Source organism: Ensifer sp. LBL (genome assembly GCF_050435225.1).
Classification (GTDB): domain Bacteria; phylum Pseudomonadota; class Alphaproteobacteria; order Rhizobiales; family Rhizobiaceae; genus Ensifer.
Genome location: NZ_JBNDJY010000003.1, coordinates 448,981 through 474,517, shown reverse-complemented (window position 1 = coordinate 474,517; position 25,537 = coordinate 448,981). Strand labels below are relative to the sequence as shown.

The following is a 25,537-nucleotide window of genomic DNA, read 5'->3' as shown; positions in this document are numbered from 1 at the left end:
CGCCGAGAACTGTTAACGGGCCGAACCGTTGGTTTTCTGGCGCTTGGCGTAGTCGACGATGACTTGCGGCGTCAGCTGCTTCTTGTCGACCATGATCGCTTCGAAGGGCGATTCGGCGTCGCTGACGCGAACTTCATAATAGGCCGCCGCATAGGCCATGTTGCCGTTGGGCATCGGAATGTATTCCGGCCGCTCGCGCGGGATCGGGCCGATTTCCGGCAGCATGACGAATTCGTTGAACGACGCCGGCTGCTGGGCAAACTGCGGCACGGGGGCAGCCATCGCGGTGACAGGTTCGCTGACGTCGAGCGACGCCTTGGCCGGGACGGTGATCGTGCCGAGGCTTTGCTTGCGGAACGGTTCGTTCGAGGCGACCATCACGCCGGTCGCGATCTGCCCTTCTGGCATGACACTCGGGCCGCGCTGGCCCTTCTCGACATAGGACGCCATCAGGTAAGGCATGTCGTTGCCTTCGAGCGGTGCGCGGCCGACATATTGCACCTTCACCTGCGCGCTGCCCTTGCGCTTGATGTCGAGCAGGTCTGCCGTCTTCGAGGAAACGTCGATGATGCGGCCGTATTCGTAGGGGCCGCGATCGTTGACGCGCACGATGACCGAGGTGCCGTTTTCCATGTTGGTGACACGGGCGTAGCTCGGCAGCGGGAAGGTCGGATGGGCGGCCGACAGATGCGCCTTGTCGTAGACTTCGCCATTGGCGGTCAGGCGCCCGTGGAAGGCCGAGCCGTACCAGGATGCCATGCCCGTCTTGTTATAGCCGAAGTCTTCCTTGGGCTGGTACCACTTGCCTTTGACCTGGTAGGCCTTGCCAACCTGAAAGCGCCCGCCGCCCTTCGGGATGTTGTTGCCGGTGGCAACGCGGGGGCTCGCCTTCACGCCATAGACGGATTCAGGAAAGTACTCCTTGCTCCGCGCAGTCTTCTTGACGTTCGACGTGGAGCCGCAGGCGGTAAGCGCTACGCACAGCGCCGGAATAGCCGCAAGGCGCAATCCCTTGACCAGAAATGCCGCATTTTTACTGGAGGTCATCTGTCCCACAACATCGATCGATAAAGTCGTACTCGAAACCTTCCGCTTACCCCCAGCGGAAATCTCTGCGTCCCGAAACGGAACAGGTGTGTATTCATGACATCATCAAGGCGAAAATGCGAACTCATCCACAGGCGGGCGCCGCATTTCGCTTGTTATGGTTTACGGTCGGTAAACGTGATCCCTGCCCGCGCCTGCTCTTCGAAGCGCTCGAGAAAATCTTTCAGAGTTGCATGTTAATTCTTGCAAAGCGCCGAGGCTTCGCGCAATAACGCCGTGCCCAGCACGCCGTCGAGCGTTGCTTCAGGCAAGGACAGGTGGCCGAGTGGTTTAAGGCTCTGGTCTTGAAAACCAGCGTACGGGAAACCGTACCGTGGGTTCGAATCCCACCCTGTCCGCCATTTCTCTTTTCTCCACCCACTAGTTGTCGAACCGGCGAGATGGGACTAACTTACGCGGCGTAATGACGGTGCCAAGTCCTTTTGGGGAGCGGGATCGACATGCGCGTTAAAGATGTAATGACGACGTCGGTCGTCAAGCTGTCCCCTGACAACAGCGTCAGGCAGGCAGCCCGGATCATGCTCGACAATCATGTAAGCGGCCTTCCCGTGGTCGACGGTGATGGAGCCCTGGTGGGCGTCATCAGCGAAGGCGATCTCATTCGCCGGAGCGAGCTTGGCGGCGGCATTCCGGTCGCCGACCCTGCCGGGGCGGCGGACGAGCGGGCGAGCGCCTATGTGCGCCGGTCCTCCTGGAGGGTCGGTGACGCCATGACGGCCAATCCCGTGACCATCGACGAGGACGCCTCCGTGGCGCGCGTCGCGGCGGTGATGCAGGAGCGCGGGATCAAGCGCATACCGGTTCTGCGGAACGGCCTTGTCGTCGGTATCGTCAGCCGCGCCGACCTGCTGCAGGCTGTCTTGTCGGCAAAGCAGGACGAGACGGCGGCGGGCGATGAAGCCATCCGGCGCAGCATCCTGGTGCGCATCGGCGAAAACACCGGCCTTGAGGGCCTGGATATCAAGGTCGCCGTCACCGACGGCATCGTACACCTCTGGGGCAATGTGGAGACTGCCGATTGCCGCAAGGCGGCGCGCATTCTGGCTGAGAACGTGCGTGGTGTCCGCGGCGTGGTCGAACACTACGCCGAGCCCTATCCGCAATAACATGTGCGTCGAGTCCGCCGCGACCTGAGTTCGCGGCGCTGCAAGCGTGTTCCCGCTGCTGTCGTTCAAACTTCAAGCGTTCCACCACCTGCCCGCCGCAGAAAAACAGCAACGACCGTAGCGAATTTAAGAGACTGCGATGGCTTGCGCGACGGCAAGCCGGAGGGAATTTCAGCATATGTCCTTTTGACCGGGAGGCTCAGATGGTTTCGCCTGAAACAGCATCGATGAAAGAGACGGCATCCGGAAAATCAGCAGCACCGTTGTCATCAGACGAACTCCGCCTGATGGACGCCTATTGGCGCGCTTCGAACTACCTGTCGGTCGGCCAGATCTACCTGCTCGACAATCCGCTTCTGCGCGAACCGCTGAAGCGCGAGCACATCAAGCCGCGCCTGCTCGGCCATTGGGGCACGTCGCCGGGCCTCAACATGCTCTATGTTCACCTCAACAGGGTGATCAAGCGCGACGACCTCGACATGATCTACATCATCGGTCCGGGACACGGCGGGCCATCTCTGGTGGCGCATGCCTATCTGGAAGGGACCTACACGGAGTTTTATCCGAATATCGCCGAAGACGCCGAAGGCATGCAGCGGCTGTTCAAGCAGTTCAGCTTTCCCGGCGGCATCCCGAGCCATGTGGCGCCGGAAACGCCTGGCAGCATCCATGAAGGTGGCGAACTCGGCTATGCACTCAGCCACGCCTATGGCGCCGCCTTCGACAATCCCAACCTCGTCGTCGCCTGCATCGTCGGCGATGGCGAGGCGGAGACCGGGCCGCTTGCGACCGGCTGGCAGAGCAACAAGTTCCTGAACCCTGCCCGCGACGGCTGTGTGCTGCCGATCCTGCATCTGAACGGCTACAAGATCGCCAATCCCTGCTTCCTCGCCCGCATCCCGCACGACGAACTGAAGAAGTTCTTCGAGGGCATGGGTTACAAGCCCTATTTCGTCGAAGGACATGATCCGGCAAAGGTTCACCAGCAACTGGCGGACGTGCTCGATACGGCGATGGCCGAAATCCGGCAGATCTGGGACGATGCCCGCATTAGGGGCAATCTGAAGCGCCCGGCCTGGCCGATGATCATCTTCCGCACGCCGAAGGGCTGGACCTGCCCGCCGGAAATCGACGGCAAGAAATGCGAGGACTACTGGCGCTCGCACCAGGTGCCGATGGGGGAGATGGACAAGCCCGAGCACATCCGTGTCCTCGAACAATGGATGAAGAGCTACCGTCCGGAAGAACTCTTCAGCGACGAAGGCCGGTTGAAGCCGGAGATTGCGGCGCTCGCGCCATCGGGACATCGCCGCATGAGCGACAACCCGCATGCAAACGGCGGCCTGCTCTTGCGCGACCTGAAGATGCCGGCATTCCGGGACTATGCCGTCGACGTTCCGAGCCCGGGTGCAACGACCGTGGAAGCGGCGCGCGTGATGGGCAAGTTCCTGCGCGACGTGATGAAGAACAACATGGATGCGCAGAACTTCCGTCTGTTCAGCCCGGACGAAAACAACTCCAACCGCTGGCAGGATGTGCTCGAGGTTACCGACCGCTGCTACATGGCCGAGATCTATCCGGAGGACGATCACCTCTCACCCGACGGGCGGATCATGGAGGTCTTGAGCGAGCATCAATGCCAGGGCTGGCTCGAAGGCTACCTGCTGACCGGCCGCCACGGCTTCTTCTCCTGCTACGAAGCCTTCATCCACATCATCGATTCCATGTTCAACCAGCACGCCAAATGGCTGAAGGTCTGCAACGAGATCCCCTGGCGCCGGCCGGTCGCATCGCTCAACTACTTCCTGAGTTCCCATGTCTGGCGTCAGGATCACAACGGGTTTAGCCATCAGGATCCGGGCTTCATCGACCACGTCGTCAACAAGAAGGCGGAGGTCGTCCGCGTCTACCTGCCGCCGGATGCCAACACGCTGCTGTCGGTCACCGATCATTGCCTGCGCAGCCGCAACTACATCAACGTCGTCGTCGCCGGCAAACAGCCGGGGCCGCAGTGGCTGACGATGGAGCAGGCCGTGCGCCATTGCAGTATGGGTGTGAGCATCTGGGATTGGGCGAGCAACGACGCCAACAGCGAGCCGGACGTGGTCATGGCCTGCTGCGGTGACATTCCGACGCTGGAAACGCTTGCTGCCGTCCAGCTGCTGCGCGAGCACCTGCCGGAGGTCAAGGTCCGGGTCGTCAACGTCGTCAACCTGATGAAGCTGCAGCCGGCGGAAGAACATCCGCACGGCCTTTCGGACCGCGACTTCGACGGCATCTTCACCAGGGACAAGCCGATCATCTTTGCCTTCCACGGCTATCCCTGGCTGATCCACCGCCTCACCTACCGCCGCACCAACCACGGCAACCTGCATGTGCGCGGCTACAAGGAAGAAGGCACGACGACGACACCGTTCGACATGGTGGTGCTGAACGAGCTCGATCGTTTCCATCTGGCCGGCGACGTCATTGACCGCCTGCCGCATCTCGGCGCGCGGGCGGCCTATTTCAAGCAGGCGATCCAGGCCAAGCTGATCGAGCACCGCGAATACATCGAGAAACATGGCGACGACATGCCCTCGATCAGCGGCTGGAAATGGGGCGTCAAGGGGGCGCAGCCTGCCAAGGCCGGGACATCGACCGAAGGGGATAACGTCTAGGCTTGCGCGTGGGCCGGACTGACAATCACCCTGCCCGGCTCGTCTGGGCCTGCGAGCCGCTCCGCAAGGAGCGTCTCGCGCGTGTGACACGAACCTTCATCGTCATTGCGGCTGGCTGCCATGTCGGAATTGCTGTCGACAGATCCCGAACTGAACCGGATGCCGACCGAGCAGGATCTTGCCCGGTTGCAGTTCACGACGCTGCTCTACTATCTCCACTGCACCAACCCGGACAACGGCCTGGTTCGTGACAAGACGCAGGAAGACGCACCCGCAAGCATCGCCGCAGTCGGCATGGCGCTCGCCACGATCCCTGTGCTGGTCGAGCGCGGCATCGTCATTCGCAAGTTCGCCGCCAAGATCGCGCGTCGACGGCTGCAGTTCCTCTTTGAATGCCCGCAAGGGCCGGAACCCGACGCTTCCGGCTATAAGGGCTTTTTCTACCACTTCCTCGACATCGAGACCGGCCGGCGGGTGTGGGAGTGCGAACTGTCGACGATCGATTCTGCCTTCCTCTTTGCCGGCGCATTGACGGTCGCCGCCTATTTCGACGGTGACAGCGCCGAGGAAGCTGAAGTTCGCCGACTGGCCAACGCGCTCTATGAACGGGCCGACTGGAACTGGGCCTGCGACCACGGACTGACGCTGACCCATGGCTGGCGGCCGGAAAACGGCTTCATCCCCTACCGCTGGCGCGGTTACGACGAAGGGTTGCTGCTCTACATCCTCGGCCTCGGCTCGCCGACCCATCCACTGCCACCGGAAGCCTACACCGCCTACACCGCAAGCTACGACTGGCGGAACCTTTACGGGCGCGAACTGCTCTATTCGGGACCGCTCTTCACCCACCAGCTCTCGCACATGTGGATCGACTTCCGCGGCATCCGCGACGAGTTCATGCGCGAGCACAACAGCGACTATTTCCAGAACAGCCGCCATGCCACGTTCGTCCAGCAGGAATATGCCATCCGCAACCCGCTGAATTTCGTCGGTTACGGCGAACATTGCTGGGGCTTCACCGCAAGCGATGGTCCGGGCTGGACAAAGGGCATGGTGAACGGCGTCGAGCGGGAGTTCTTCGACTACATCGCCCGCGGCGCACCCTTTGGTCCGGATGACGGCACCGTGTCGCCCTGGGCGGTGGTCGCCTCCCTGCCCTTCGCGCCGGAGATCGTCATCCCGACGGTCTGGAACTGCGCCCGCATGAACCTCGGCATGACCAAGCTCTACGGCTTCAAGCCCTCCTTCAACAGAAGCTTTCCGGTGGAAGGAACCGAATCCGGCTGGTGGGTCAGCCCCTACCACTTCGGCATCGACCAGGGGCCGGTGGTGCTGATGATCGAGAACTACAGAACCGGCCTGCTCTGGAACATCATGCGCCGTTGCGAGCCGCTGGTGGTGGGCTTGAGGCGGGCGGGCTTTTCCGGCGGCTGGCTCTGACGGCCAAAGCAACAAAGGTACTCTGATGGACAGCCAGCCAGTGCCGATCAGAACAACCGCACTTCGCTTTGCACGGGCTGTCCGAATCTTCCTGACCTCCGAAGTTGGCGGCCGCGCCCGGTTGATGTTCTTCGGGCTCATGCTGCTGCTCTTCGGCCTGAACGGCCTCAACGTCGTCAACAACTATGTCGGTCGCAATTTCATGACGGCGATCGCCGAGCGCCAGATGAACGAATTCATCCGGCAAGCCGTCTTCTATGTCTGCGTCTTTGCCGTGCTGACCGTCGTCGGCGTCATTGCGCGCTTCGTGGAGGAACGGCTAGCGTTGCTCTGGCGCGAATTCCTGACCCGCCGCGCCGTCGACATCTATCTGGAAGACGAGGCTTACTACCGGCTCGAGGTCTCAGGCACGCTGAGCCATCCGGACCAGCGGATATCCGAGGACATCCAGGCCTTTACGGTCACCACGCTCTCCTACATCATCATGCTGTTCAGCAGCACGCTGACGGTGGTGACGTTCTCGGGCGTGCTCTGGTCCATCAGTCCACTGCTGTTTGCCGTTGCCGTGCTCTATGCCGCCTGCGGCTCTTACATGACAATCGTGCTGGGTCGCCCGCTGATCGGCCTGAACTATGAGCGGCTCGACAAGGAGGCGAGCTTCAGGTCGAGCCTCATGCATCTGCGCGAAAACGCCGAAGCGGTGATGGTGACCGGCGTCGAGGGGCAGCAGAAGACGCGGCTGCTGCATCGTCTCGATGACTTGGTCGGCAACATTCGCATCATCACTGCGGTCAACCGGAACCTCGCCTATTTCACCAGCGGCTACAACTGGATGATCCAGATCATCCCGGATCTGATCATCGCGCCGGCCTTCATGCGCGGTGAAATCGAATTCGGGGTCATCACCCAGTCCGGTGCGGCCTTTGCCATGCTTGTCGGCGCCTTCTCGCTGATCGTCCGGCAGTTCAACTCGATCTCGAATTTCGCCGCCGTCGTTTCGCGGCTGAGCGCCTTGCTCGAGGCGATCGAACGGAGCCGAAAACACAGCGTCTCCGGCGTCGAACTGGCCAAACGGGACGGAAATCTGGTTTTCGACCATGTGACGCTGGGACCGTCGGGCCACACGGTTCTTCGAGATCTGTCGCTGTCGATCCCAATGGGAACGCCGGTGCTGATCTCTGGCCCGCATGCCACTGCGGGTGCTGCGCTCTTCCGGGCAACTGCGGGGATTCCGACCGCCGGCGCCGGGCGGATCGAGCGCCCGGACGACCTGATGTTTCTGCCGCAGCGGCCCTATCTGCCGCCGGGTACGCTTCGGCAGTATCTGGTGCCGTCTGAAAATCCTGACGGGTTCTCCGACCGCCAGGTGCTGGAAGTCTTGCGCAGCCTCGGTCTCGACGGGCTCGCCGACGGCGCGGAGGGGCTGGAAAAGGAGCAGGATCGGGAGATGTCCCTGGGCGAACAGCAACTCCTGGCGGTCGCCAAGGTGCTTCTTTCCAGGCCGCGCTATGTCTTTCTCGACCGGATCGAGGCTACGCTTGGACGCGAGACCTTCCGCAATACGCTGAGGCTTCTCTGTGAGCGTTCCATCACCTGCATCAACAACGGCGAGGAAGGCGATACGCGCGACCTCTACCGTGCCCTGCTGGATTGCCGGGAGGATGGTAGCTGGACGTGGGCCGACGAGCGGACTTGACCCAAGCCAAGGTAACCGAATGCGGCGCCCTTGTTAAGGGCGCCATCTGACGGACGCGCGCTCAGGGGAGCGGTACCCCAAATGATCGATTGGAACGATCGAACTTACCGCGGCGCAACGATGCCCTGGTAGTAGTCGCCATCGCCGCCGACGACCCGCGGCGGACCATTGTAGGTTTGCGAGCAGGCGGCCAGCGTGGTGAGCGTGAGCAGCAATACGATCGTTCTCATGAAGTCGGTCCCCTTCTGGCCTGCGTTCCGGCTATGTCCTTGAGACTTGAGAGAATCTGCGGCGGAGCCGGTTAGAAAACAAGTACTAAAATGGTGGTATAACAAAATGTATGATCGTTGAAGATGCAATCTGCATCGACCGCCGCCCGCCAAGGGGCGACAATCCCGACAGGGTCAACAATGGATGAATGGGCCGCTAGATCGGATGCTGCCGGTTCGTCTGTTCGCGCTCTCTCCAGTATTGCAGGCGAAGTCGCGGCGCCATGATCCAGGCGATGAAGGGCGTGATCAGGAAACAGCTGACGACCACGACCGGGATCGCATATTTGGCGTTGGCCGTGAGGGCCGGCACCGAAAGAACGATGAGGATCCCGATGGCGAACAGGATGGCGTTGACCATCAGGCCGACCATGATCGCGAGTTGCAGGCGGACGGACATTTCGACCTCCCGAATCTTCGGGGCGTACCGCCCCTTAAGCGCTCATTTGCGCGACGGATTGTAGCAGACCGCCCTCTTTCGCGAAATGGTGGAGTCGCGCGGCGTCTCGCCCCTGTCGCGGGCGCAAATCTGCTCTATGCTCTTAGGCGAGCGATTGAAGACGCATGCGCCGGCAAGGCACGGCAAACGTGGTCGATCCGCGCTCGCCCAAAGGAGATCGCATGACGAGCCCATACGAAACGCTCGGTGTCAGCCGCGACGCGACGCAAAAGGACATCCAGAGCGCCTATCGCAAGCTTGCCAAGAAGCTGCACCCGGATCTCAACCCGGGAGACAAGGGCGCGGAGGACCGCTTCAAGGCGGTTTCAGCGGCCTATGCCGTGCTTGGCGACGAGGACAAACGCGGAAAATACGATCGCGGAGAGATCGACGAAACCGGAGCGGAAACGCCGCCCCGGCACTACTACCGCGACTATGCCCAATCCGGCGATACGGGGGCACGCTACGAAAGCGCGCATGGCTTTTCGGATTTTGCCGAAGCCGACGATATCTTTTCGAGTTTCTTTTCGCGGCGTGCAGGCGGACAGCAGCAGCGCCAGCGCGGTCGCGATACCCATTTCTCGATGGAGATCGCATTTCTCGACGCGGCGAACGGCACCAAGACCCAGATCACCCTGCCCGGCGGCGGACCGGCGCTTGACCTGACCATTCCGCCCGGCACGCGCGACGGCCAGACGCTGAGGCTGCGCGGCAAGGGCGAGCCGGGTCGCGACGGCGCACCGGCCGGCGACGCGCTGATCGACATTCGCGTCCGCCCGCATCCGCTCTTTGCCACCGATGGTGACGACGTGCGCTACGAGGTGCCGATATCGCTGAGCGAGGCGGTGCTCGGCGGCAAGATCCGGGTTCCGACGATCGATGGTGCCGTCAACGTGTCGATTTCTCCGCACACCAACAGCGGCAAGACGCTGCGGCTGAAGGGCAAGGGACTGCACAAGCCGGGCGGCGGCCATGGCGACGCCTATGTCAGCCTGAAGATCGTGCTGCCGCAGGCCCCGGACCCGGCGCTTTCCGCCTTCGTCGAAGGCTGGGCCGCCGGCAAGACGGAAGATCCGCGCAAGGGCATGGGAGGATGACCTATGAACGACCGTGAATTCTGCGAACATCTGGATATAGAGGTCAAGGTTTTGCGCATCTGGGTCGAACAGCGCTGGCTGATGCCCCAGGAGGCCGACGCCGGCTGGCTGTTTGAGGATGCCGATGTTGCGCGCGCGCGGCTGATCCAGGATCTGACTGGCCCCATGGGCGTCAATGACGACGGCGTCGACGTGGCCATGCGGCTCCTCGACCAGGTCCACAGCCTGCGTGGCCGGCTGACCGTGTTGATGAACGCCATTCGCTCCCAGGAGCCGGCGGTTCAAAAGCTCATCCTGTCGCGCGCCGAAGAGGACTAGGCGACGGCCGGCTCGTTCAGCAGCCCGATCGTTTCGGCGACAAACAGGGTATCGACGAACTCCGTCAGGTCGACGATCCGATCGTCGCGGAACGTGAACTTGTCGATGATTTCGGTTCGCTCGCGGGTCTGCGATGGGATGAAGCGAACAAAGCCGGCGCGGTGGACGACGAGGGTATCGCCGTCTGCATAGCAGCCGACCATCTCCATCTCGCTCAGGTCCCAATTGTTGACGAGCGCCGTGAAACTGTCGCGCACGGTTTCCGGTGTGTTGACGGCAAGCGCCATCGTGCCGAGCCTGCCGCTTCCGACGATACGAAAGCTGAAGTCCGGATCGAGTTGCGCCATCATCGTGTCGAGGTCGTTGACATTGCGGGCGAGATAAAGGGCCCGCACCCTGAATTCCAGCATGCTTCGCTCGGTCATCACAGCCTCCCCGTTTCTATTAGAACGAGTGTGTTTTAACTTTAGCGATCGCGCAAGTATTAGTGATGTTCCGGCTCGCTCCGCACGGGTCGCGGCGACCATCGTTAGAGTTTTCCTAAAATGCAACCACCAGTTTTTACCCGCCTTCAGGTGAAACTGAGCGACAAGAATGGATTGCAAACGGGAAGGCAGGAAAGACGTGACACAGATCGTCACAGTATCCGCAACCACGGCGGCCTATGCGGCGGAAGCGCTGAAGCCGTCCGCACGCGTGCGTGGCGATGGTCCAACCGACGAAGCGATCACGTTGCTCTCGGCGCGGCGCACCGAAGAGCCCAAGCTGACGCCGGTCTCGATCCCCAAGACCAAAGGCGCCCTGCCCCTCTCTTTCATGCTGGCCACGGCCGACGGCCGTCTGCCGGAGCGCTCGGAAGCCGAGGCCCTGCGCCGCTATCTCGAATTCATGCGCGAAGACGACGGTGGTTCCGAGAAGCAGGAAAACGAAGGCCGGCAGGATGAACCCGCCGGCCAGGAGGATGAGAGCGACGCCGCTTGAGCGGCATCGCGATTTCTCGGGTCAATGATGCTTCTGGCCGCCGGCTGCCTCGCCGCCTTTGGCCGAGCCGACCGGGAATGTCGCATCGACCTTGCCGGCCTTTTCGAAGACGAGCGTGACGGGAACCGTTTCGCCTTCCTTGAAGGGCGTCTTCACGTCCATGAACATCAGGTGCAGGCCGCCGGCCTTGAGCTCGACCGTTTCGCCGGCCGGCAATGCCACGCCGTCGTCGAGCTTGCGCATCCGCATCACGTCGTTTTCCATCTTCATCTCATGGATCTCGACCCGTGCGGCCGCGGGGCTTTCGACAGCAACGAGCCGGTCTTCACCTGCCCCACCGTTCTTGATCGTCAGGAACCCGCCACCGACCTTGGCACCGGGCAGCATGGCCTTCACCGAGCCGCCGGTGATATCGAGATCGCCGACCTTCGCCGAGCCGCCGGCTGCAGCCATATGTCCGCCATGGCCGGCATGCGGATCGGCGGCATCGGCCATCGTTACCGTGACGGTCGGCGCCGGGCTTTTCAGGTCATGCGCATTTTGGCCCTCGGCCGCCACCTGGTCCCAGACGACCTTGCCTTCGGTGCCGCAAAGCTGCGTGGTCGGGAAGGCAAGCACCGTCTCCTTGTCGAAGCCCGAGACTTTGCCGCGCACGACGAAGGTGTCGTAATATTCGTCGGGAAGATTGCCGCCCTTCCAGCGGATCTCCAGCGGGCCGGATGTGACCTTCTTGCCGTGATTGTCGTAGGTCTTCTGGTAGTCGCCCTTGATGATCTCGATCTCCCAGCCGGGCTTCGGCTGCGGCTGGGCGAAGACGAAGCCTTCCGGCAGCTTGATCTGCACTTCCGTCGTCGGCTTGCCCTCGCAGCCATGGGGAACCTGCAGCACCGCCTTGAAGGTGCTCTCCACCGGCGCCGTGTCCTTCTCGAAGGTGGCGTGGGCGTGGGCGATGCCGCTTGCGGCAAGGGTAAGGCCGAGCGAAAGCGAAGCGATCCTGGTCTTTGTCATGTCGTAATCTCCTGACCACGCGCCGGGCTTTGCCCGATGTCCGGTGGTCTAAGCCGCTTGAACGCGGCAAATTGTATTGGGATGCGAGAGGAGAATTACGAGCGTGCTGGAGGCCCGCGCGAAGGCGGCAGCAGCCGTAGATGCTGATGGGGTGCCGCGTTTACAGCGGCGATTGGATAAACCTGCCACGCGCCCGTTTCGGCGCGAAGGCTCTCGGTTGGCGGAGCCGGCAGCAGAATGGAGCCCGAAAGACGGCAGGCCTCGCAGATCGGGGCCATCGCCTGGCCCTTGCCGCTTTCATGGTCGACGCCATCCATGCCGAAGCAGATTTCGCCGATCGTTCCGTCAGGCAGCTGATAGGCGGAAATTTCAGCCGGGCTCAGTGTCTTGGCGCTGAGCGGCTTGTGGGCGAAGGTCAGGAAAACGAGCGCAAAGACGGCGATCAGCCGCACTGCTATCCCGAATTTTCCGTCGCGCCCTGTCATGGTTATCCCCGGTCTCTGTCTTGGGTTATCCTCAACCGGAGGAGAATGCAAAGGCAGAATTGCCGCACCTGTCGTGGCTGCGTCTTTTGGTCGTGCGACAAAAATGTGTTTCAGCGCGACACCGCCCCCTTGCCAACATCCCGCCTTCGCCGTTATCTGGAGACGATCTTGTTGGGAGAAGCCGGCTCAAACCGGTGCCGAAGGAGCAACCGCCCCGGAAACTCTCAGGCCAAAGGACCAGCAAGGTGCCGGTAGGACTCTGGAGAGAAGCGTTTTAACGCTCGCCGAAGGGATAACAATCTCAGGCAAAGGGACAGAGGGGGCTCGAATCGACGGCGATTGACGCCGGAAGTGTGAGCCGGCGCGGGAGCGCCAGACCTGGAGGCCGGATTTGGAAAACAATCCTCATTTGAAACAGACGCCGCTGCATGCGCTGCACCTTTCTCTGGGCGCGCGCATGGTACCCTTTGCCGGTTACGATATGCCGGTGCAGTACCCTGACGGCGTGATGAAGGAACACCAGCACACCCGTGTTGCCGCCGGCCTCTTCGACGTCTCGCACATGGGCCAGGTCATCGTGCGTCCGAAGTCCGGCAAGGTCGAGGACGCAGCGCTTGCGCTTGAAAAGCTGGTGCCGGTGGACGTTCTCGGTCTTGGCGAAGGCCGGCAGCGCTATGCGATCTTCACCAATGCCGAAGGCGGCATCCTCGACGACCTGATGATCGCCAACCGCGGCGATCACCTGTTCCTCGTCGTCAACGCCGCCTGCAAGGACCAGGATTTCGAGCATCTGAAGGCCGGCCTTGCCGACACCTGCGACGTCACCATGCTCGACGACCGCGCGCTGATCGCGCTGCAGGGGCCGCATGCCGAAGCCGTTCTTGGCGAACTCTGGGCCGATGTTTCCGGCATGCGCTTCATGGATGTCGCCGAAGCGGACCTTCACGACGTCACCTGCATCATTTCCCGTTCGGGCTACACCGGCGAGGACGGTTTCGAGATTTCCATTCCCGCAGCCTCCGCCGTCGATGTGACACAACGGCTGCTGGAACATCCCGATGTCAAGCCGATCGGTCTTGGCGCGCGCGATTCGCTGCGTCTGGAAGCGGGCCTTTGTCTCTATGGCAACGACATCGACACCACGACCACGCCGGTCGAGGGCGCCATCGAATGGGCGATGCAGAAGGCGCGTCGCGCCGGCGGTGCCCGTGAAGGCGGCTTCCCCGGTGCCGACCGTATCCTCGCACAGCTCGCCGACGGCGCCTCGCGTCGCCGCGTCGGCCTGAAGCCCGAGGGGCGCGCGCCGGTTCGCGGCGGCGCCAACCTCTTTGCCGATGCCGAGGGCAAGACACCGGTCGGCCAGGTGACCTCGGGCGGTTTCGGCCCCTCCGTCGATGGCCCTGTCGCCATGGGCTATGTCGAAACCGGCCACACGGACGTCGGCACCACCCTTTTTGCGGAAGTGCGCGGCAAGTACCTGCCCCTGGCGGTCGCTGCCCTTCCCTTCGTCAAACAAACCTACAAACGCTGATCAGGAGAGAGCGATAATGTTGAAGTTCACCGACGAACACGAGTGGCTGAAGGTCGAAGCTGGCGTTGCAACGGTCGGCATCACCGAGCACGCAGCCGGCCAGCTCGGCGACCTGGTCTTCGTGGAATTGCCGGAAACCGGCTCCACCTTCGCCAAGGGCGACACGGCGGCAACGGTCGAGTCCGTCAAGGCGGCGTCCGACGTCTATTGTCCACTTGACGGCGAAATCGTCGAAGTCAACCAGGCGATCGTCGACGACCCGTCGCTGGTCAACAGCGACCCGCAGGGCGCCGCCTGGTTCTTCAAGCTCAAGCTCGCCGATCCGAACGCAGCCGACGCCCTTCTCGACGAAGCGGCCTACAAGGAGCTCGTCGCCTGATGAGCATGCCCAAGGATTTCACCTTTACGGACTACAAGCCGTATGACTTCGCCAATCGGCGTCATATCGGCCCGTCGCCGGCCGAAATGGACGAGATGCTGAAGGTCGTCGGTTACCCGACGCTCGATGCGCTCATCGACGACACCGTGCCGCCGTCGATCCGCCAGAAGACGCCGCTTGCCTGGGGCGCGCCGATGACCGAGCGCGAGGCGCTCGACAAGATGCGCGAAACGGCCAACCGCAACCAGAAGCTCGTGTCGCTGATCGGCCAGGGCTACTACGGCACGATCACGCCGCCGGTTATCCAGCGCAACATCCTGGAAAACCCGGCCTGGTACACGGCCTACACGCCCTACCAGCCGGAAATCAGCCAGGGCCGCCTCGAGGCGCTGCTCAACTACCAGACCATGGTCTGCGACCTGACCGGCCTCGACGTTGCCAACGCGTCGCTTCTCGATGAAGCGACGGCAGCCGCTGAAGCCATGGCCATGGCCGAGCGCGTTTCGAAGTCGAAGGCCAAGTCGTTCTTCGTCGACGAAAACTGCCACCCGCAGACGATCGCGCTTCTGAAGACCCGCGCCGAGCCGCTCGGCTGGCAGATCGTCATCGGCAATCCCTTCACCGATCTCGATCCGGTCGACGTCTTCGGAGCGATCTTCCAGTATCCGGGCACCTACGGCCAGGTGAACGATTTCACCGGTCTGATCGCGCGTCTGCACCAGACCGGTGCGATTGCGACGGTCGCTGCCGACCCGCTGGCGCTGGCGCTTTTGAAGTCGCCCGGTGAAATGGGTGCCGATATCGCCATCGGCTGCACCCAGCGCTTCGGCGTTCCGGTCGGCTATGGTGGCCCGCATGCGGCCTATATGGCCGTCAAGGACGCGCACAAGCGTTCGATGCCCGGCCGTCTGGTCGGCGTTTCGGTCGATGCCCGCGGCAACCGCGCCTATCGCCTGTCGCTGCAGACCCGCGAACAGCACATCCGCCGCGAAAAGGCGACGTCGAACATCTGCACCGCGCAGGTTCTACTCGCCGTCATGGCCTCGATGTACGCCGTCTTCCATGGCCCGAAGGGCATCAAGGCGATTGCCCAGAGCGTTCACCAGAAGACCGTTCGTCTCGCCATGGGCCTCGAAAAGCTCGGCTACACCGTTGAGCCGGATGTCTTCTTCGACACGATCACCGTCGAAGTCGGCAAGCTGCAGGGCATCATCCTCAAGACCGCGGTCGCCGAGGAAGTGAACCTGCGCAAGATCGGCGAAACCAAGATCGGCATCAGCCTCGACGAGCGCTCGCGCCCCGTCACGCTCGAAGCCGTCTGGCGCGCCTTTGGCGGCGACTTCAAGGTGGAGGAGTTCGAGCCGGGTTACCGCCTGCCGGAAAGCCTGCTGCGCACCAGCGAGTACCTGACGCACCCGATCTTCCACATGAACCGCGCCGAAAGCGAGATGACGCGTTACATCCGTCGTCTTTCCGACCGCGATCTCGCGCTCGACCGGGCGATGATCCCGCTCGGCTCGTGCACGATGAAGCTGAACGCGACGGCGGAAATGCTGCCGATCACCTGGCCGGAATTCTCGGAGATCCATCCGTTCGTTCCGAAGAACCAGGCGGCCGGCTACCAGCACATGATCGAGGACCTGTCGGAAAAGCTCTGCGCCGTCACCGGCTATGACGCGATCTCGATGCAGCCGAACTCGGGTGCCCAGGGCGAGTACGCAGGTCTGCTGACGATCCGCGCCTATCATCTGGCGAACGGCGACGCCCATCGCGACGTCTGCCTGATCCCGACCTCGGCGCACGGCACCAATCCGGCCTCGGCGCAGATGGCCGGCATGAAGGTCGTCGTCATCAAGGTGAGCGAAAACGGCGATATCGACATGGACGATTTCCGTGCGAAAGCCGAGCAGTACGCCGAAAACCTCTCGTGCTGCATGATCACCTATCCGTCGACCCACGGCGTGTTCGAAGAGAACGTGCGCGAAGTCTGCGAGATCGTGCACAAGCATGGCGGCCAGGTCTACATGGACGGCGCAAACATGAACGCCATGGTCGGCCTTGCCCGTCCCGGCGACATCGGCTCCGACGTCAGCCACCTGAACCTGCACAAGACCTTCTGCATCCCGCATGGCGGCGGCGGTCCGGGCATGGGCCCGATCGGCGTCAAGGCGCATCTGGCGCCCTACCTTCCCGGCCACCCGGAAACGGACGGCGAGGACGGCGCGGTCTCGGCAGCACCCTTCGGTTCGGCGTCGATCCTGCCGATCTCCTGGAGCTACTGCCTGATGATGGGTGGCGAAGGCCTGACCCAGGCGACGAAGGTGGCGATCCTCAACGCCAACTACATCGCCGCACGGCTCAAGGGCGCCTATGAGGTGCTCTACAAGTCGTCCAAGGGCCGCGTGGCGCATGAGTGCATCATCGACACCCGCCCGCTGGTCGAAAGCGCCGGGGTCACCGTCGATGACGTCGCCAAGCGCCTGATCGACTGCGGTTTCCACGCCCCGACCATGAGCTGGCCGGTTGCCGGCACGCTGATGATCGAGCCGACCGAATCGGAAACCAAGGCCGAAATCGACCGCTTCTGCGAGGCGATGCTGGCGATCCGCGAGGAAGCCCGTGCGATCGAAGAAGGCCGCATGGACAAGACCAACAACCCGCTGAAGAACGCTCCGCACACGGTCGAAGACCTGGTGGGCGAATGGGATCGTCCCTATTCGCGCGAGCAGGCTTGCTACCCGCCGGGCGCCTTCCGGGTCGACAAGTACTGGTCGCCGGTCAATCGTGTCGACAATGTCTTCGGTGACCGCAACCTCGTCTGCACCTGCCCGCCGCTGGAAAGCTACGCGGAAGCCGCAGAGTAACGACATCGACCGGCGGAGCAGCAATGTTCCGCCGGTTGTCTTTCCGGCGCGCCTGCGCCCGGATGGATGCGCCGCATCTGCACTCCGCCTGTTTCCCAAGAGATCGTGACGTGTCATACCCGTAGCGTGCGGGCCGCAGCTATCGGCGCGCGCTCATGCCCGGTGGCAGGATCGTGCTTTCGACCCAGAAGCGGATAAAGGCCTCGGCAAAACGGCGATACTCGATGACCGAGGAGGGTTTTGCCGCATAGGCATTGGCGCCGGCACCGTAGCACTGAAGCACGTCGGCCGGATTGATCGAGGACGTCAGCACGATGATTGGGATCAGCGCAGTGGCGCGGCTCTTGCGCACGCGCCTTAGAAGCTCGATGCCGTCGCTGCCGGGCAGCTTGATATCCATCAGCATGTAGTCGAAGTGCCCGCTGGCGAGCTGCCCTAGGGCCTCGTCCGCATCGGTCACTAGGACGAGTTCGATCGATTTATCGACCTGGGCAAAGGCGCGCATCACGAAACGCGCATCGTGCGCGTCGTCTTCCACCAAGAGCAATCGCTTTGGCGTCGAGGTCACCTTGTTCCGCCCTACTTCGCCTTCCTCAGCCACCTCGGAAGCAACACGATGAAACGTGCGCCTTCTCGGAAGCTCGTGTCAAGGCAGATCGAACCGCCATGGCTTTCGGCGATGCGTTTGGCGAGCGACAGGCCGATTCCGGTGCCGCCATAGACCGTCTCGTCCTTGTGCAGCCGCTGGAACACTTCGAAGATTCGGGTTGCAAACCGCGGATCGATGCCGATGCCGTTGTCCTCCACCACCAGTTCCACCGTCTGGTGTAAGTTGTTGCCGTGAATGCGGATGAGCGGGCGGCGGTCGGCGTGCCGGTACTTGATCGCATTGCCGACGAGGTTCTGGACCAGGCGGCGCAGCAACTCGGGATCCCCCTCCAGTTCGGGCAGCGGGCCAACCTCGAAGGTTGCGTTGGCATCGCTGGCGTCACTGGCGAGAATCGTCAGCGTCTCCGAGACGACATCGTTCAACTTCACCTCGGTCCATTCGGTGATGCGATGCGCGATCTGCGCATAGTCGAGCAGGCTGTCGACCACGCGGTTCATGCGCCGGACGCTGTCGCGCAAGTGCCGGGCATTTTCGGCAAGTTCGGTCTGATTGCCGGCCTTGAGGTCGTCTTCGATCATCTCGGAGAACATCGAGATGTGCCGAAGCGGTGCCTTGAGGTCGTGGGAAACGGTGGCGGTGAACTGATCGAGCGCTTCGTTCTTGTGCTCCAGTTCCTGTCGTTGCCGCTCCAGCGCCAGCTCGGCGCGCTTCAGGTCCGTCACATCGACACGCGCGACGACTGTGTTGCCGTCCTTGGCCTTGATGTTTTCCACCCGCAGCCAGCGGTCGTCGGCATAACGGTGGATCTTTGGCTTTCCGTCCGGATAGCGGAAATCGCGCAGTCGCGAGGCGATCCACTCGTCGCCTTCGCGCGTGCCCGGCGAGGCGTCCGGGTAATGACCGCCCTGACGCGCCAAGAGCAGGATTTCCTCGGCGGTGATGCCGGGCTTGAGTGCCTGACCGGCAGGCCCGCAGATCGCCTGATAGGCCCTGTTATAGACGACCAGCCGTTCCTCCCGGTCGAAGATGGCAAAGCCCTCGGGCATCGCTTCGAGCGCCGCATTCAGCATCTCGGAAGCCTTCTGCCGTTCGCTCACGGCTTCGGTCAGGTCCGAAATGTCTCTGATGATGCCAATGAGCGCCAGCTCTTCGCCGGCGTCGTTGATCAGCGGCGTCGTGCGCAGATGCCCCGAAAACGTCGAGCCGTCGCGCCGGACATAAAGATAGTTCGAGGATCGGGGCGCGGTTTCGTCCACGCGCGCCGCCCGGTTCTGCAGGCGCTTGGCGTACTCCGCGTCGGTCGCATAGATCAGGCGTACGGACTTGTCGATGAACTCCGCAGCCGGATAGCCGAACTGACGGAGCGCTGCATTGTTCGCGGAACGGATGATCCGCTCGGCGTCGATGATAATCACGGGATCGGGAAACGTTTCGTAGAGCGCCTTGAAGACGAGATCTTCGTTCAACGCCGCCATGTCCCTCTCCCTATTCCATAGATGTGTATCTCAGCAGAAAAAAGGCCCGGCGAAAACCGGGCCGACCTATCCAATTGAAGGAATGGTAAAACTTAGTTGGCGCGCACGACGGCGTCGCCTTGCGCGGCAAGTGCCGCCAGATCGGCCGGCTTCAACTCGACCGATTCACCGCACCCGCAGGCGGATGTCTGGTTGGGATTGTGGAAGGTGAAGCCGGAGCGCAGCGTCGTCACTTCGAAATCCATCTGCGTGCCGAGCAGATAGAGCACGGCTTCCGGCGCAATCCAGACCTTGGCGCCCTGATGCTCGATCAGATCGTCCTTGGGATTGGGTTCGGTCACGAGATCAACGGCATATTCCATGCCGGCGCAGCCACCCTTCTTGATGCCGACGCGAATGCCCTTGGCATCGGCGCCGGAATTCTCGACGATCGCGCGCACGCGGCCAGCAGCAGCGTCGGTCAGGCTCATCACGGCAAAGCCCATGGGCTCATTCTCCTTGTCGTCACCGGGGTAAAGGCCCGGCGCCTTACAGAATCAAATGTAGTATCCGTGCCTTAACGGATCAATATGGCAGGGCTCAGTACCAGCCGACGGCGACCTGTGCTTCCTCGGACATGCGGTCCGGCGTCCACGGCGGATCGAAGGTCATCCTGACCTCGACACCCGAGACACCCTCGACGGCACCGACGGCATTCTCGACCCAGCCCGGCATCTCGCCCGCGACCGGGCAACCGGGAGCGGTCAGCGTCATGTCGATCTTGACCATGCGGTCGTCTTCGATGTCGATCTTGTAAATCAGGCCCAGTTCGAAGATGTCGGCCGGGATTTCCGGGTCGTAGACGGTCTTCAGCGCGGCAATGATATCGTCGCTGAGGCGTGCAATTTCTTCGGCCGGAATCGCCGAATGGACGATGCCTTCACGAACGTCGATCTTTTCTTCCGTAGCATCAAGGCTCATGTCAGGCCTCCTGAACTTTCTCTTCTGGTTCAAAGATTTATGAGAAGTCTTTGAACCTTCTATATATTATTCCTCAAGCGAAAAACTTGCGAGCGTGTTCCAGTGCCTCGACCAGAGCATCGACTTCGGCCCGAGTATTATAAAGGCCGAAGGATGCACGGCATGTGGAGGTGACGCCAAAGCGTTTCAAGAGCGGCTGGGCGCAATGCGTACCAGCGCGAACGGCGACACCGGCACGGTCGATCACCATCGACACATCGTGCGAATGGATGCCGGCAAGCTCGAAGGCAAAGATGCTGCCCTTGTCGGGCGTATTGCCGAAGACCCTGAGCGAGTTGACCGCCGACAGGCGCTCGCGCGCATAGGCCGTCAGGTCCGCCTCGTGCGCCTGTATGGCTGCCCGGCCGAGCTTTTCCATATAGTCGAGCGCGTAGCCAAGACCGATGGCCTGCACGATCGGCGGCGTGCCGGCTTCAAAGCGATGCGGCGGATCGTTGTAGGTGACGGTGTCTTCCGTGACCACTTCGATCATTTCGCCACCGCCGAGGAACGGCCGCATCTCTTTCAGGCGATCGGTCTTGCCGTAGAGCACGCCGATGCCCGAGGGACCGTAGAGCTTGTGGCCGGTCATCACGTACCAGTCGCAGTCGATGTCCTGGACATCGACCGGCATGTGTACGGCGCCTTGGCTGCCATCGACGAGCACCGGAATGCCGCGCTCACGGGCGATGCGGCAGATTTCCTTGACCGGAACGACGGTTCCAAGCGCATTCGACATATGGGTGATGGCGATGAGCTTGGTCTTGTCGGTCAGGCACTTAACGAAATCTTCGACATGCAGCCCGCCGTCGTCGTCCACCGGGATCCAGACGAGCTTGGCGCCCTGGCGCTCGCGGATGAAGTGCCAGGGAACGATGTTGGAGTGGTGCTCCATGATGGAGAGCACGATCTCGTCGCCCTCGCCAAGCTTGGGCATGCCGTAGCCATAGGCGACCGTGTTGATCGCCTCCGTCGAGGACTTGGTGAAGATGACGTTGTCGACTGATGGGGCGTTGAGGAAACGGCGCACCTTTTCGCGCGCCGCCTCGTAGGCTTCCGTCGCGGCATTCGACAGGAAATGCAGGCCGCGATGGACGTTGGCGTATTCGTTGGAATAGGCATGGGAGATCGCATCGATCACGACCTGCGGCTTCTGTGCCGATGCTCCGTTGTCGAGATAGACAAGCGGTTTGCCGTAGACGGTTTTCGACAGGATCGGGAAATCCTTGCGGATCGCTTCGACGTCGTAGGCAGGCACCGGTACAGTGTGTTCCATGTCTCTTAATCCAATTGCCCTGGAGCGCCGCGCGTCCCTTAAGACGCGCTAAGCGCGCTGCAACATGTTGAGCCGCTGCATAATTTACCCTCAAATCGCTGCCGATTTAAGGAATTACGCAAGGAGCCCGTCAGGCGTGCTTGTCGAGCCAGGTCGAGATGACGTCTTCCAGTGCCTCGACCAGCGCTTCGTGGTCCTCAAGCTCTTCGACGATCTCGGCAACGAAGGCATTGACGAGCATGGCCCGCGCCTTGTTTTCCGGAACGCCGCGCGCCATCAGGTAGAAGAGCTGCGTGTGGTCAATATCGGCAACCGTCGCACCGTGGCCGCACTGCACGTCGTCAGCAAAGATTTCCAGTTCCGGCTTGGCCGACAGGTCGGCGTCGTCGGACAGAAGCAGCGTGTTGCACGCCATCTTCGCATCGGTCTTCTGTGCGTCCTTGGCAACCAGGATCTTGCCCTGGAACACGCCCTTGGCGCGGTCGAACACGACGTTGCGGATGATTTCCGTCGAGGTCGTGTGCGGCACGTTGTGGCCGAGCGTGAAGGTCACGTCCGTATGGGTCTCGCCGCCAAGCAGGTTGATGCCACGCAGCTTGAAGTCGGCGCCCTCACCGCTCGTCTTGCCGTGGATCTCCTGGCGCACAAGCTTGCCGCCGGCGTTGATCACGAAGAGATGCAGCTTGGCGTTCTTGCCGATGTCGAAGCGGATCTGGCCAAGATGGGTATCGCCTGCGCCCTGCTGCTGCAGGATGATCCAGATGATATCGGCGCCTTCCCCAACCGTCACGTCGCTGACAGAGGAAACGAAGCTCTCGGCGTCCTTGGTCGACAGATGCCGCTCGATCACGGTCGCCTTGGCGTTGGCGCCGAAAGTGACCGGGAAGCGCGTGTGCGCCTGGCCGAGGCTCTGGACCAGCTGGATTTCCAGCGGGGTTTCGAGCGTGGCATCATCGGCGACAGCGATTTCGAGGCCGCCGCGAACGAGACCGCCGTTGATGCGGCCGATAGCGTCGTCAAAGCCGAGCACGGCGAGGCCGGCTGCGGCCGAACCGTCGAGCAGACTGTCGACATAGGAACGGACCGTCACGCCCTCGGGAAGGCTGCCCTTGGCCTCTGCCTGGCCATTGCGGACGGAAAACACCGTCGAGCCCGGAACCAGGGCGTCGACACGATCGGCAAAAGCCGTCGGGTCGGCAGCCGGCACCGCGCGCAGCAGCGTGCGCAGATCGGTATAGTGCCAGGATTCGACGCGGCGGGTCGGAAGGCCGGCGGTGCGCAGTTCGTGCACGAGCGTGTCACGAACCGAGAGCACCGAGCCGTCGCCCGGCAGATCACCGATCTGCGCGGTGTAGGCATCGACGAGCGCCGTTTCGGCCGCCGTCATCTTGATTGCCTGTTGCATATTCATTCGAACACTCCTTCAACAGGCGTCAGGCCGCGGCCTCGATGATTTCCGCGTAGCCGTTGGCTTCGAGTTCGTGTGCCAGCGTCTTGTCACCCGACTTGATCACCTGGCCCTTGTAGAGCACGTGCACCGTGTCCGGCACGATGTAGTCGAGCAGGCGCTGGTAGTGGGTGATGACGACGACGGCGCGGTCCGGCGAACGCAGCGCGTTGACGCCGTCAGCAACGATCTTCAGCGCGTCGATGTCGAGACCGGAGTCGGTCTCGTCGAGCACGCACAGCTTCGGCTCGAGCAGCGACATCTGCAGGATCTCGGCGCGCTTCTTCTCACCGCCGGAGAAGCCGACGTTGAGCGGACGGCGCAGCATTTCCGGAGCGATCTTCAGCTCGGCAGCCGCTTCCTTGACGCGGCGCATGAATTCCGGCGTCGTCAGTTCGTCTTCGCCGCGATACTTGCGCTGCTCGTTCATCGCCACCTTCAGGAACTGCATGGTGGCAACGCCCGGGATTTCGACCGGGTACTGGAAGGCCAGGAAGATACCCTTGGCGGCGCGCTCGGCGGCGTCCAGCTCGAGAATGCTCTCGCCGTTATAGAGGATATCGCCTTCGGTGACTTCGTAGTCTTCGCGGCCCGACAGGATGTAGGACAGCGTCGACTTGCCGGAGCCGTTCGGGCCCATGATGGCGGCGACTTCGCCGGCCTTCACGGTCAGGTTCAGGCCGCGGATGATCTCGGTGCCGTCTTCGGCGATGCGGGCGTGCAGGTTCTTGATTTCAAGCATTTCTATCGTCCTCTTGGGAAACGAACGTTCGTTCGCGCGCAAGCTCTTGGTGCGCGCCATTCAATTTTCAGTTCAGGGCCTTAGCCCACCGAGCCTTCGAGCGAGATGCCGATCAGCTTCTGCGCTTCGACGGCAAATTCCATCGGCAGTTCCTGGATGACTTCCTTGACGAAGCCGTTGACGATCAGTGCGATCGCCGCTTCGGTCGGGATGCCGCGCTGCAGGCAGTAGAACAGCTGGTCCTCGGAAATCTTCGACGTCGTGGCTTCATGCTCGAACTGTGCCGTCGAGTTCTTCGCCTCGATGTAAGGAACGGTGTGGGCACCGCACTTGTCGCCGATCAGCAGCGAATCGCACTGGGTGAAGTTGCGGGCATTCTCGGCCTTGCGGTGGGCCGAAACCTGGCCGCGATAGGTGTTTTCCGAAACGCCGGCGGCGATACCCTTCGAGACGATGCGGCTCGACGTGTTCTTGCCGAGGTGGATCATCTTGGTGCCACTGTCGATCTGCTGGTGACCGTTGGAAACGGCGATCGAGTAGAACTCGCCGCGCGAACCGTCGCCGCGCAGGATGCAGGACGGGTACTTCCAGGTGATCGCCGAACCGGTTTCGACCTGCGTCCAGGAGATCTTGGAGTTCTTGCCACGGCAATCGCCACGCTTGGTGACGAAGTTGTAGATGCCGCCCTTGCCTTCCTTGTCGCCCGGGTACCAGTTCTGGACCGTCGAGTACTTGATCTCGGCATCATCGAGCGCAACGAGCTCGACAACGGCAGCGTGAAGCTGGTTCTCGTCCCGCTGAGGCGCCGTGCAGCCTTCGAGATAGGACACGTAGGCGCCGTCTTCGCAGATGATCAGCGTGCGCTCGAACTGGCCGGTGTTCTTCTCGTTGATGCGGAAGTAGGTCGACAGTTCCATCGGGCAACGAACGCCCTTCGGCACGAAGACGAAGGAGCCGTCGGTAAAGACCGCCGAGTTCAGCGTCGCATAATAGTTGTCGGTCGTCGGAACGACCGAGCCGAGATACTTCTTCACGAGATCCGGATGCTCGCGGATTGCTTCGGAGATCGACATGAAGATCACGCCGGCCTTCTTCAGCTCTTCCTTGAAGGTGGTGACGACCGAGACGCTGTCGAAAACGGCGTCGACGGCGATCTTGGACTTCTGCACGCCGGCGAGGATTTCCTGTTCCTTGAGCGGAATGCCGAGCTTCTCGTAGACCTTCAGGATCTCCGGGTCGACTTCGTCGAGCGACTTCGGACCCGTTACGCCCTTGGGAGCGGCGTAATAGTAGATCTCGTTAAAGTCGATCTTCGGATAGTTGACGCGCGCCCAGGTGGGCTCTTCGAGCGTCAGCCAGCGGCGATAGGCCTCAAGGCGCCACTCGAGCATCCATTCCGGCTCGCTCTTTTTTTCAGAGATGAAACGGATGATGTCTTCGGAAAGGCCCTTCGGGGCCTTTTCGACTTCGATGGTCGTCTCGAAACCGTACTTGTACTGGTCCACGTCGATCTGACGGACCTGATCAATGGTCTCCTGCACGGCAGGCATGTCGTTCTCCAATCTTGCCGGATCCAAGGTCCGGCAGCTTGTCAACACGATGCGAACT

Annotated in this window: 24 protein-coding genes, 1 tRNA gene and 1 riboswitch; of the genes, 11 read left to right on the top strand and 14 right to left on the bottom strand. The window is 62.0% G+C overall.

Going from position 1 to position 25,537, the window contains the following annotated elements:
- Positions 1-12: 12 nt before the first annotated feature.
- On the bottom strand, positions 13-1,047 hold the full coding sequence (locus OKW20_RS13920) for a septal ring lytic transglycosylase RlpA family protein (protein WP_429114316.1): 1,035 nt from the start codon (positions 1,045-1,047) through the stop codon (positions 13-15).
- Between the two features lie 311 nt (positions 1,048-1,358).
- Between OKW20_RS13920 and OKW20_RS13915 the strand changes: the two genes are divergently transcribed.
- The 5 genes from OKW20_RS13915 to OKW20_RS13895 all read left to right on the top strand — a co-directional run bounded on the left by OKW20_RS13915 (position 1,359) and on the right by OKW20_RS13895 (position 8,009).
- Positions 1,359-1,448, top strand: a tRNA-Ser gene (locus OKW20_RS13915).
- A gap of 99 nt (positions 1,449-1,547) precedes the next feature.
- Entirely contained in the window at positions 1,548-2,213 is a 666-nt protein-coding gene (locus OKW20_RS13910) for a CBS domain-containing protein (protein WP_429173003.1), read from the top strand.
- 203 nt (positions 2,214-2,416) lie between these two features.
- Complete coding sequence (locus tag OKW20_RS13905; RefSeq protein WP_429173000.1) at positions 2,417-4,873, top strand: phosphoketolase family protein; 2,457 nt, start codon at positions 2,417-2,419, stop codon at positions 4,871-4,873.
- Positions 4,874-4,993: 120 nt separating this feature from the next.
- Complete coding sequence (locus tag OKW20_RS13900; protein WP_043614384.1) at positions 4,994-6,313, top strand: glucoamylase family protein; 1,320 nt, start codon at positions 4,994-4,996, stop codon at positions 6,311-6,313.
- A 25-nt stretch (positions 6,314-6,338) separates the two neighbouring features.
- Positions 6,339-8,009 carry an ABC transporter ATP-binding protein/permease gene (locus tag OKW20_RS13895; RefSeq protein ID WP_429172997.1) on the top strand — a complete coding sequence of 557 codons (1,671 nt, stop codon included), beginning with the start codon at positions 6,339-6,341 and terminating at the stop codon, positions 8,007-8,009.
- 104 nt (positions 8,010-8,113) lie between these two features.
- Here the strand turns inward: OKW20_RS13895 and OKW20_RS13890 are convergent, their stop codons facing one another.
- Positions 8,114-8,239, bottom strand: a complete 126-nt coding sequence (locus OKW20_RS13890) for a hypothetical protein (protein WP_429114308.1) — start codon at positions 8,237-8,239, stop codon at positions 8,114-8,116.
- 196 nt (positions 8,240-8,435) lie between these two features.
- Complete coding sequence (locus tag OKW20_RS13885) at positions 8,436-8,678, bottom strand: hypothetical protein (RefSeq protein WP_043614390.1); 243 nt, start codon at positions 8,676-8,678, stop codon at positions 8,436-8,438.
- Positions 8,679-8,899: 221 nt separating this feature from the next.
- Here OKW20_RS13885 and OKW20_RS13880 point away from each other — a divergent pair, with 221 nt between their 5' ends.
- Both OKW20_RS13880 and OKW20_RS13875 read left to right on the top strand, forming a co-directional pair.
- On the top strand, positions 8,900-9,814 hold the full coding sequence (locus OKW20_RS13880; protein ID WP_043614643.1) for a DnaJ C-terminal domain-containing protein: 915 nt from the start codon (positions 8,900-8,902) through the stop codon (positions 9,812-9,814).
- Positions 9,815-9,817: 3 nt separating this feature from the next.
- On the top strand, positions 9,818-10,132 hold the full coding sequence (locus tag OKW20_RS13875; RefSeq protein ID WP_429172994.1) for a chaperone modulator CbpM: 315 nt from the start codon (positions 9,818-9,820) through the stop codon (positions 10,130-10,132).
- Here the strand turns inward: OKW20_RS13875 and OKW20_RS13870 are convergent.
- Positions 10,129-10,557, bottom strand: coding sequence for a nuclear transport factor 2 family protein (locus OKW20_RS13870; RefSeq protein ID WP_043614396.1), 429 nt, complete (start codon positions 10,555-10,557; stop codon positions 10,129-10,131). The genes OKW20_RS13875 and OKW20_RS13870 overlap by 4 nt on opposite strands.
- Positions 10,558-10,756: 199 nt before the next feature.
- On the opposite strand from OKW20_RS13870, the gene OKW20_RS13865 reads away from it, so the two are divergent.
- The gene (locus OKW20_RS13865; protein WP_429172991.1) at positions 10,757-11,113 is read left to right on the top strand and encodes a hypothetical protein; all 357 of its coding nucleotides are present in this window, start codon (positions 10,757-10,759) and stop codon (positions 11,111-11,113) included.
- 21 nt (positions 11,114-11,134) lie between these two features.
- Here the strand turns inward: OKW20_RS13865 and OKW20_RS13860 are convergent, their stop codons facing one another.
- Positions 11,135-12,121, bottom strand: coding sequence for a DUF1775 domain-containing protein (locus tag OKW20_RS13860; RefSeq protein ID WP_429172989.1), 987 nt, complete (start codon positions 12,119-12,121; stop codon positions 11,135-11,137).
- Between the two features lie 95 nt (positions 12,122-12,216).
- Entirely contained in the window at positions 12,217-12,606 is a 390-nt protein-coding gene (locus tag OKW20_RS13855) for a hypothetical protein (protein ID WP_043614406.1), read from the bottom strand.
- A gap of 162 nt (positions 12,607-12,768) precedes the next feature.
- Positions 12,769-12,856: riboswitch (glycine riboswitch) on the top strand.
- A 141-nt stretch (positions 12,857-12,997) separates the two neighbouring features.
- Between OKW20_RS13855 and gcvT the strand changes: the two genes are divergently transcribed.
- From gcvT to gcvP, 3 genes are read left to right on the top strand one after another with little or no spacing between them, the layout of a single operon-like run.
- The gene (gcvT, locus tag OKW20_RS13850; protein WP_429172986.1) at positions 12,998-14,137 is read left to right on the top strand and encodes a glycine cleavage system aminomethyltransferase GcvT; all 1,140 of its coding nucleotides are present in this window, start codon (positions 12,998-13,000) and stop codon (positions 14,135-14,137) included.
- 16 nt (positions 14,138-14,153) lie between these two features.
- The gene (gene gcvH / locus OKW20_RS13845; protein ID WP_025427112.1) at positions 14,154-14,516 is read left to right on the top strand and encodes a glycine cleavage system protein GcvH; all 363 of its coding nucleotides are present in this window, start codon (positions 14,154-14,156) and stop codon (positions 14,514-14,516) included.
- Positions 14,516-17,380: an aminomethyl-transferring glycine dehydrogenase gene (gcvP, locus tag OKW20_RS13840; protein WP_429172983.1), complete on the top strand. Its 2,865-nt coding sequence runs from the start codon at positions 14,516-14,518 to the stop codon at positions 17,378-17,380. The genes gcvH and gcvP overlap by 1 nt, the downstream gene beginning before the upstream one ends.
- A 139-nt stretch (positions 17,381-17,519) precedes the next feature.
- Here gcvP and OKW20_RS13835 read toward each other — a convergent pair whose 3' ends face one another.
- From OKW20_RS13835 to sufB, 8 genes are all read right to left on the bottom strand, one after another.
- Positions 17,520-17,948, bottom strand: coding sequence for a response regulator (locus OKW20_RS13835; RefSeq protein ID WP_429172980.1), 429 nt, complete (start codon positions 17,946-17,948; stop codon positions 17,520-17,522).
- Positions 17,949-17,959: 11 nt separating this feature from the next.
- Positions 17,960-19,465: a sensor histidine kinase gene (locus OKW20_RS13830; RefSeq protein ID WP_429172978.1), complete on the bottom strand. Its 1,506-nt coding sequence runs from the start codon at positions 19,463-19,465 to the stop codon at positions 17,960-17,962.
- Between the two features lie 92 nt (positions 19,466-19,557).
- Positions 19,558-19,950 (bottom strand): Fe-S cluster assembly scaffold SufA, encoded by a 393-nt coding sequence (sufA, locus tag OKW20_RS13825; RefSeq protein WP_034794319.1) that lies wholly within the window; start codon positions 19,948-19,950, stop codon positions 19,558-19,560.
- A gap of 94 nt (positions 19,951-20,044) precedes the next feature.
- On the bottom strand, positions 20,045-20,425 hold the full coding sequence (locus tag OKW20_RS13820; protein WP_429172976.1) for an SUF system Fe-S cluster assembly protein: 381 nt from the start codon (positions 20,423-20,425) through the stop codon (positions 20,045-20,047).
- Positions 20,426-20,498: 73 nt separating this feature from the next.
- The gene (locus OKW20_RS13815; RefSeq protein WP_429172973.1) at positions 20,499-21,740 is read right to left on the bottom strand and encodes a cysteine desulfurase; all 1,242 of its coding nucleotides are present in this window, start codon (positions 21,738-21,740) and stop codon (positions 20,499-20,501) included.
- A 130-nt stretch (positions 21,741-21,870) separates the two neighbouring features.
- Entirely contained in the window at positions 21,871-23,151 is a 1,281-nt protein-coding gene (sufD, locus tag OKW20_RS13810; RefSeq protein ID WP_429172972.1) for a Fe-S cluster assembly protein SufD, read from the bottom strand.
- Positions 23,152-23,173: 22 nt separating this feature from the next.
- The gene (gene sufC, locus OKW20_RS13805) at positions 23,174-23,929 is read right to left on the bottom strand and encodes a Fe-S cluster assembly ATPase SufC (RefSeq protein ID WP_043614649.1); all 756 of its coding nucleotides are present in this window, start codon (positions 23,927-23,929) and stop codon (positions 23,174-23,176) included.
- 80 nt (positions 23,930-24,009) lie between these two features.
- Entirely contained in the window at positions 24,010-25,479 is a 1,470-nt protein-coding gene (sufB, locus tag OKW20_RS13800; RefSeq protein WP_043614427.1) for a Fe-S cluster assembly protein SufB, read from the bottom strand.
- Positions 25,480-25,537: the final 58 nt, after the last annotated feature.

Coding starts and splice junctions, on each gene's coding strand:
- OKW20_RS13920 (WP_429114316.1), bottom strand. CDS start 1,047: ATGACCTCCAGTAAAAATGCGGCATTTCTGGTCAAGGGATTGCGCCTT.
- OKW20_RS13910 (WP_429173003.1), top strand. CDS start 1,548: ATGCGCGTTAAAGATGTAATGACGACGTCGGTCGTCAAGCTGTCCCCT.
- OKW20_RS13905 (WP_429173000.1), top strand. CDS start 2,417: ATGGTTTCGCCTGAAACAGCATCGATGAAAGAGACGGCATCCGGAAAA.
- OKW20_RS13900 (WP_043614384.1), top strand. CDS start 4,994: ATGTCGGAATTGCTGTCGACAGATCCCGAACTGAACCGGATGCCGACC.
- OKW20_RS13895 (WP_429172997.1), top strand. CDS start 6,339: ATGGACAGCCAGCCAGTGCCGATCAGAACAACCGCACTTCGCTTTGCA.
- OKW20_RS13890 (WP_429114308.1), bottom strand. CDS start 8,239: ATGAGAACGATCGTATTGCTGCTCACGCTCACCACGCTGGCCGCCTGC.
- OKW20_RS13885 (WP_043614390.1), bottom strand. CDS start 8,678: ATGTCCGTCCGCCTGCAACTCGCGATCATGGTCGGCCTGATGGTCAAC.
- OKW20_RS13880 (WP_043614643.1), top strand. CDS start 8,900: ATGACGAGCCCATACGAAACGCTCGGTGTCAGCCGCGACGCGACGCAA.
- OKW20_RS13875 (WP_429172994.1), top strand. CDS start 9,818: ATGAACGACCGTGAATTCTGCGAACATCTGGATATAGAGGTCAAGGTT.
- OKW20_RS13870 (WP_043614396.1), bottom strand. CDS start 10,557: ATGACCGAGCGAAGCATGCTGGAATTCAGGGTGCGGGCCCTTTATCTC.
- OKW20_RS13860 (WP_429172989.1), bottom strand. CDS start 12,121: ATGACAAAGACCAGGATCGCTTCGCTTTCGCTCGGCCTTACCCTTGCC.
- OKW20_RS13855 (WP_043614406.1), bottom strand. CDS start 12,606: ATGACAGGGCGCGACGGAAAATTCGGGATAGCAGTGCGGCTGATCGCC.
- gcvH (WP_025427112.1), top strand. CDS start 14,154: ATGTTGAAGTTCACCGACGAACACGAGTGGCTGAAGGTCGAAGCTGGC.
- gcvP (WP_429172983.1), top strand. CDS start 14,516: ATGAGCATGCCCAAGGATTTCACCTTTACGGACTACAAGCCGTATGAC.
- OKW20_RS13830 (WP_429172978.1), bottom strand. CDS start 19,465: ATGGCGGCGTTGAACGAAGATCTCGTCTTCAAGGCGCTCTACGAAACG.
- sufA (WP_034794319.1), bottom strand. CDS start 19,950: ATGGGCTTTGCCGTGATGAGCCTGACCGACGCTGCTGCTGGCCGCGTG.
- OKW20_RS13820 (WP_429172976.1), bottom strand. CDS start 20,425: ATGAGCCTTGATGCTACGGAAGAAAAGATCGACGTTCGTGAAGGCATC.
- OKW20_RS13815 (WP_429172973.1), bottom strand. CDS start 21,740: ATGGAACACACTGTACCGGTGCCTGCCTACGACGTCGAAGCGATCCGC.
- sufD (WP_429172972.1), bottom strand. CDS start 23,151: ATGAATATGCAACAGGCAATCAAGATGACGGCGGCCGAAACGGCGCTC.
- sufC (WP_043614649.1), bottom strand. CDS start 23,929: ATGCTTGAAATCAAGAACCTGCACGCCCGCATCGCCGAAGACGGCACC.
- sufB (WP_043614427.1), bottom strand. CDS start 25,479: ATGCCTGCCGTGCAGGAGACCATTGATCAGGTCCGTCAGATCGACGTG.